The organism is Leisingera sp. (assembly GCF_034669605.1).
Lineage (GTDB): Bacteria > Pseudomonadota > Alphaproteobacteria > Rhodobacterales > Rhodobacteraceae > Leisingera.
This window is the reverse complement of the sequence record NZ_JAXMOX010000244.1, coordinates 1-6310: the sequence shown is the minus strand read 5'-3', so window position 1 is coordinate 6310 and position 6310 is coordinate 1. Positions and strand designations below refer to the sequence as shown.

The 6310-nt window shown below is 62.3% G+C and carries 5 protein-coding genes and 1 tRNA gene; 4 read left to right on the top strand and 2 right to left on the bottom strand.

The window, feature by feature from the left end; all coding sequences use genetic code 11:
- The 3 genes from VOI29_RS21665 to VOI29_RS21655 all read left to right on the top strand — a co-directional run.
- On the top strand, positions 1-1641 hold a 1641-nt coding region (locus tag VOI29_RS21665), incomplete at its 5' end, for a mechanosensitive ion channel family protein (RefSeq protein ID WP_323783595.1).
- On the top strand, positions 1628-2353 hold the full coding sequence (locus VOI29_RS21660) for an alanyl-tRNA editing protein (protein ID WP_323783593.1): 726 nt from the start codon (positions 1628-1630) through the stop codon (positions 2351-2353). The genes VOI29_RS21665 and VOI29_RS21660, both read left to right, overlap by 14 nt.
- Before the next feature lie 78 nt (positions 2354-2431).
- A tRNA-Ser gene (locus VOI29_RS21655) sits at positions 2432-2521 on the top strand.
- A gap of 31 nt (positions 2522-2552) precedes the next feature.
- On the opposite strand, the gene VOI29_RS21650 is transcribed toward VOI29_RS21655, so the two are convergent.
- Positions 2553-2756 carry a hypothetical protein gene (locus VOI29_RS21650; RefSeq protein ID WP_323783591.1) on the bottom strand — a complete coding sequence of 68 codons (204 nt, stop codon included), beginning with the start codon at positions 2754-2756 and terminating at the stop codon, positions 2553-2555.
- 590 nt (positions 2757-3346) lie between these two features.
- On the opposite strand from VOI29_RS21650, the gene VOI29_RS21645 reads away from it, so the two are divergent.
- Positions 3347-5581 (top strand): Hint domain-containing protein, encoded by a 2235-nt coding sequence (locus VOI29_RS21645; protein WP_323783589.1) that lies wholly within the window; start codon positions 3347-3349, stop codon positions 5579-5581.
- Positions 5582-5687: 106 nt separating this feature from the next.
- On the opposite strand, the gene VOI29_RS21640 is transcribed toward VOI29_RS21645, so the two are convergent.
- Positions 5688-6269: a nucleotidyltransferase family protein gene (locus VOI29_RS21640; RefSeq protein ID WP_323783597.1), complete on the bottom strand. Its 582-nt coding sequence runs from the start codon at positions 6267-6269 to the stop codon at positions 5688-5690.
- Positions 6270-6310 lie beyond the last annotated feature (41 nt).

Sequence of the window (6310 nt, the reverse complement as noted above, 5' to 3'; positions counted from 1 at the left end):
TTTCTGCTCGATTTCGTGCCGGGCTGGGCGTTCCTGATCCTCTCGTTCCACTGGCTCGGTAACCAGCTGTTTGCCAGCAAGATCGAAAATGACCTGATCCCGGTCCAGGAGGGGCGTCGCAACATCACTAGGCTGATGGTCGATGTGCTGGCCGTGTTGCTGGTGCTGCAGGACGCGCTGGTCAAGCTCGGCGAATTCGAGAACGTCTCTGAGCCCGCCCATGCGGTCCTCAGCTTCCCGCTAATCCTGGCCACGGCCCTGGTGCTGCTGCGGCTGCACCGCATCGGTGCCAAGCGGCGCAAGCTGCAAAGCGCCCAGGGCGAGGAAGCCGAGGACGGCGCCATTGCGGCCGGGGCCGGGCATGTGTTCTCTATCGCGCGCCGGGCGATCTACCTGCTCGGCTTCATCTCGCCGCTGCTGGCGGCGCTTGGCTATGTGAACGCCGCCGAAGCACTGGTCTACCCGGCTGCAACCACACTGGCGCTGCTGGCGGCGCTCCTGGTGCTGCACCGCTTCTTCGGCGATGTCTACGGCTGGCTGTCGGGCAAGGGCAGCGAGGCGCGCGAGTCGCTGTTCTCGGTGCTGATCGGCTTTATGCTGGCTTTGCTGGCGCTGCCGCCACTGGCGCTGATCTGGGGTGCGCGGATCGCTGACCTGACAGAGCTGTGGTCGCAGTTCCTCAAAGGCTTCCAGTTCGGCGAAACCCGGGTTTCGCCCACCGCCTTCCTGACTTTTGCGGTGATTTTTGCCACCGGTTACGCATTGACCCGGGTGCTGCAGGGAAGCCTGCGCAACACGCTGCTGCCCAAGACCAAGATCGACCCCGGCGGCCAGAACGCGATCACCTCGGGCCTCGGCTATGTCGGGATATTCCTGGCTGCGGTGGTGGCGATCTCTATGGCCGGGCTGGATCTGTCGTCGCTGGCGATTGTTGCCGGTGCGCTGTCCGTCGGCATCGGCTTCGGCCTCCAGACCATCGTCTCCAACTTCGTCTCCGGCATCATCCTCCTGATCGAACGGCCGATCTCCAAGGGCGACTGGATCGAGGTCGGCGGGCTGATGGGCTATGTGCGCGACATTTCGGTGCGCTCCACCCGGATTGAGACCTTCGACCGTACCGATGTGATCGTGCCGAACTCGGACCTGATCTCCGGCACCGTCACCAACTACACCCGCGGCAACACCGTTGGCCGGGTGATCGTGCCGGTGGGCGTGGCCTATGGCACCGATCCGCGCAAGGTCGAGGCGATCCTGAAAGAGGTTGCCAAGGACCACCCGATGGTGCTGTTGAACCCGGCGCCTTCGGTGGTGTTCCAGGGGTTTGGCGCCGACAGTCTTGATTTCGAGATCCGCGCCATCTTGCGGGACGTGAACTGGGTTCTGTCGGTGAAATCCGACATGAACTATGAAATCGCCAAACGGTTTGATGAAGAGGGGATCGAGATTCCCTTCATGCAGCGCGACATCTGGATCCGTAACCCGGAGGCATTGAACCAGGCTAAAACGCCCCCTTCGGCCGGCACCGTCTTCGCCGAAGCCCCGGCTGCGGCCTCATCGGCGCCGCCGCCGAAGCCTGACCTTGAAGATTTGCAGCTCAATCCCGACCAAGATGCCGATGGAGACACGGATGCCGACAAATGACCTGCTGTTCCGCAAGGACGCCTATGCCCGGATTAGCGAAGCGATGGTGCTGGGCCATACGGAACAGGGCGGGCTGATCCTGGACCGCACCCTGTTCTACGCCACCGGAGGCGGCCAGCCGGGGGACAGCGGCCAGCTCTTGTGGGATGATGGCCAATGCACCATTGCCACAACCGTCAAAGGCGAAGACGGTGCGGCGGTTCTGGTGCCGCAGGAGGGCGGGACGCTGCCGGCCGAAGGGGCCAAAGTTACTCAGGTGCTCGACTGGGACCGCCGCTACGGCCACATGCGGATACATACGGCGCTGCATCTATTGTCAGTGGTGATCCCGCTGAAGGTGACCGGCGGCTCTATCAGCGCGGATAAGGGCCGGCTCGATTTCAACATGCCAGAGGCGCCGCAGGACAAGCAGGCGCTGCAGGACCGGTTACAGGCCCTGATCGACCGCGATCTGGAGGTGACCGAGGATTGGATCACCGGTGCGGAACTGGACGCGAATCCGCAGCTGGTGAAAACCATGTCGGTCTCGCCGCCGCGCGGGGCAGGGCAGGTGCGCCTTGTCCGCATTGGCTCCGGGGACGCGCAGATCGATCTGCAGCCTTGCGGCGGCACCCATGTGAAACGCACTGGTGAAATCGGCGGAATCCGCCTTGGCAAGGTGGAGAAAAAGGGCAAGCAGAACCGCCGCGTCTATCTGCATCTGGAGTCCTGAAAAGAATGCGGGCCTGGGTGCTTTTTTCCCATTTCGGGCCTTGCATTTCCCCCTGCGATCCTTCAAAAGCCCCCTCACGGAGAGGTGGCCGAGTGGTCGAAGGCGCACGCCTGGAAAGTGTGTAGGCGGGAAACCGTCTCCAGGGTTCGAATCCCTGTCTCTCCGCCATAACCCAAATTGTTGACTGCAATCCTTTTCTTCAGGCCCGGCCTGACAAGGCGGCAAATACATGCTGCAGCGGATGCTGAGGCGTCAAACGAAGACCGGTCAGCGGACGCCTGCCGGTGGATTGAATAAATTCTTTAGCGTTATTTACTTTCTCCGCGGCGGCGCTGACCCTCCGTTTCGGCCGGTTGATTCGAAAGAACGCTCTGGCATTGCCGCCGCGTTGAGAAACAAACATCGGAAACGGTGAGGATTGAAATCAAATCCAAGTTATTTTCCTTGGGGCCGCTTGCGGACGGAGCTGAAAGCCGACGGTATCGCCAAATCTTCCCCTTGTTTCGAATTTGGCAACCAATTTACGCCGCCAAGCAACGAATGCGGGAAATATGTGCTGGAAATGCAATTTTAGCGTCCGATTGCCTCCGGAATCAGAAACAATCTGCGTCATCCGGCATCGGCGGCACAGCCTCAATCGGCCCGTCGGTCACAATTGGCGGAATTTTAGGCAATTTTTCGGCTTTGTGACCGGAGGCACCTAACGTATGCATGTTTTAGCCCATTGGGGGGGCGAGTTCTGCGAGCTGCTGGATTGTGGCGGACTGCTAAAATTTAGCTTGAGTCCCTGTGCTGAAAATGTCTGCACACCGCTGATCTGAGAGCTTTTGCTTTTCGGCTGCACGCTGTTCCGGCGTGCACTCCAGAGCGTTTGCGCGTTCTGGTCCTCTCTCCGCTTGGGCTGGTGTTTTTTCGCCGGAGTTCCGCATGGCTGTGCGGCTGTCCGGCAGGCCCGAACGATGGTCTTGGGGCAAGACCGGTGAGGAGAGAGTGATGGCGAAGAGTACCGATATGCCGAATGCGGCCTTGAACGGAATTGTCGAGGGCACTTCGGGGGATGACCTGATCAATGCGGGCTACACCGGCGATCCGGAAGGCGACATGGTTGATAACGCCGATGCTACCGACCCGGCAGCAGGGCCGGATGATGATGTCATCCTCGCAGGCAGCGGCAATGACAGCATCTATGCGGGCTCGGGCGATGATACTGTTGATGGCGGCAGCGGCGATGACCTGATCCTGGGCGATGGCGTCTCCGGTGCCAATGAACCGGTCAAGATCACCATTTCCTCGACCAATGCGGCGTTCCAGAACAAGGTCTTTGCCTACACCATCGATCCGTCAACCGGCGAGATCAGCAATGTCGTGATGCTGTCGCAGAATGCCAATGCGGATGTCGGCGAGTCCTATTTTTATGATGCGCCCGCAGGCGCGGTTGTCGGCGTTGGCATCGTCAGTCCGCATGGCACTTATTACTCTTCCGGCTATGGCGCAAATTCGGGACTGAACCCCGACGGTTTGGACCACACCAAGGGGGTCTATGAATTCCCGGACGGTTCCGTCCAGCTGGGTTTTGAAGACAGCCGAAACCTCGGCGACAAGGATTTCAACGACGTCAAGCTGATCGTTGACCTTGGAATTTCCGGCACGACACTCGACACTGCGCATTTCGACTATTCCTCCGATCCTCAGGCTCCGGTTGTGCCGGGCGACGACAGCCTGACCGGCGGCGAGGGCGACGACACTATTTTCGGCGGCGGCGGAGATGACACCATCGACGGCGGCGACGGTTCCGACTCGGTCGACGGCGGGGATGGCGATGATCTGATCGACACCTCCAAGGACAGCGGTCATCCGCTGCCGGACCGGGGCTTTCCGGGCTACAGCGGCACTGACCCCGACATTCCCTTCATTCCGGCGGACGCCGATCCCTATGACGACCGGGATACCGTTCTGGGCGGCGCCGGCAATGATACCATCTCCACCGGGGATGACGCGGACCTGATCGACGGCGGTTCGGGCATGGACGTGATTGACGGCGGCATCGACGATGACACCATCCATGGCGGCTCCGATGCAGACGTTCTGATCGGCGGCGAAGGTTCCGACAGCCTGCTGGGCGGCGGCGGCAACGACACCATTTATGGCGGGCTGAACCCGGCGTTGCCGGATGGTCTGAACATCACTGACGACGGCAGCGACGGCCGTCCTGCGGATCCGGACCCGACCAACGGCAGGGACACGATAGACGGCGGTTCGGGCAATGATCTGATCTTTGGCCAGGACGACGACGACGACATTTCCGGCGGATCGGGCGATGACACCATTGATGCCGGTATCGACGACGACATCGTCCGCGGCGGCGCAGGCAACGACCTGATTACCGGCGGCCAGGGCGCCGATACCCTGTCCGGCGGCGCCGGTCGCGATACCTTCCTGGGCGGCGATGCCGGCGATGAGGTTGATGGCGGCTCAGGCGGCGACGATTTCGACACGCTGGATCTGACCGGCAGCGGCCCGTTTGAGCTGACCGGCGTCACGGTGGATGCGGATGGCAACAGCATCTCCGGCACCGTCAACTTTCTTGACGGCGACGGCGAAGTGACCGGCTCGATGACCTTTGGCGAGATCGAGCAGATCATTCCCTGCTTCACGCCGGGCACGCTGATCGCGACCCCGCAGGGGGAACGCCGGGTGGAAGACCTGCAGGCTGGCGACCGGGTGATCACCCGCGACAACGGCATTCAGGAAATCCGCTGGATTGGCACCCGCACGCTGCAGCGCCAGGAGCTGGGCAGTGCTGCCCATCTGCAGCCGGTGCTGATCCGCCAGGGCGCCTTGGGCAATGGCCTGCCGGAGCGCGACATGATGGTTAGCCCCAATCACCGGGTACTGGTCGCCAATGACAAGACGGCGCTGTATTTCGAAGACCGCGAGGTTCTGGTGGCTGCCAAGCATCTGACCGGGCTGGCGGGTGTCGATGCGGTGGAAACCACCGAGGTGACCTATATCCACTTTATGTTCGATCAGCACGAAGTGGTGCTGTCCGATGGCGCCTGGACCGAGAGCTTTCAGCCGGGCGACCAGTCCTTGCGCGGGCTGGACAACGCACAGCGCAACGAACTGTTCGAGCTGTTTCCGGATCTTAAGTCAGAGAAGGGGCGGGCCGCCTATTCCGCGGCACGCCGGTCCTTGCGGAAACACGAGGCGCATCTGCTCGTGCATTGAGAAATGCTGCTGCTGTTTTGGGGGAAACGGCAGACAAGAGCAAAGCGCAGGAAGGCAGGGCCATGGGCCCTGCCTTCTCTGCATATGCAGGGGGAGAGTACAGGGATCAGCGGCGGCTGCGCCACTCCGCCCAGTCCGCGGGCGTGTCCAGATCGGTCAGCGCATGGTTTTCCGGCAGGGGCACCATCTGCAGCGGTTCGGAGGTCAGGATGCTGCGGGCACCCTGATCCCCGCTGAGGGCTTTCAAGGCGGCGAAACAGCGGCGTGGAAACAGCACCGGGTGGCCCTGGGTGCCGTCCTCGGAGGTCGCCCGCAGGACCGGGCCGCCGTCTCCGGGGAAATGCACGGCGAGATGCAGCATGTCCTGGGTTTCAACCTCTGGCATGTCGGCGGGCAGGATCATCACGGCCTCAGCCTCTGGCGGCAGTGCCGCGACCCCGCAGCGGATCGAGGCGGCCATGCCCTCATCCGCACCGGGAACGGGTACCGGGATGGCGCTGCCGATGGCAGCCGCGCGCGGATGGGTGCTGCTGGGCAAGGTCACGAACACCGGCAGACCGGTAAGCGCCGCCCGGCGGCACATCAGCGCAAGCAGGGGCAGGCCGTCAACATCCTCCATCAGCTTGTCGCGGCCTTCCATCCGGGACGAGGCGCCTGCCGCGAGCAGGAGAATGGCGATGGCGGTCATGCGTTTCCGGGCCTTTGCACAGGGCCGCCAGGTCGGATGCC

Coding starts and splice junctions, on each gene's coding strand:
- VOI29_RS21640 (WP_323783597.1), bottom strand. CDS start 6,269: ATGACCGCCATCGCCATTCTCCTGCTCGCGGCAGGCGCCTCGTCCCGG.
- VOI29_RS21660 (WP_323783593.1), top strand. CDS start 1,628: ATGCCGACAAATGACCTGCTGTTCCGCAAGGACGCCTATGCCCGGATT.
- VOI29_RS21650 (WP_323783591.1), bottom strand. CDS start 2,756: ATGTTTGTTTCTCAACGCGGCGGCAATGCCAGAGCGTTCTTTCGAATC.
- VOI29_RS21645 (WP_323783589.1), top strand. CDS start 3,347: ATGGCGAAGAGTACCGATATGCCGAATGCGGCCTTGAACGGAATTGTC.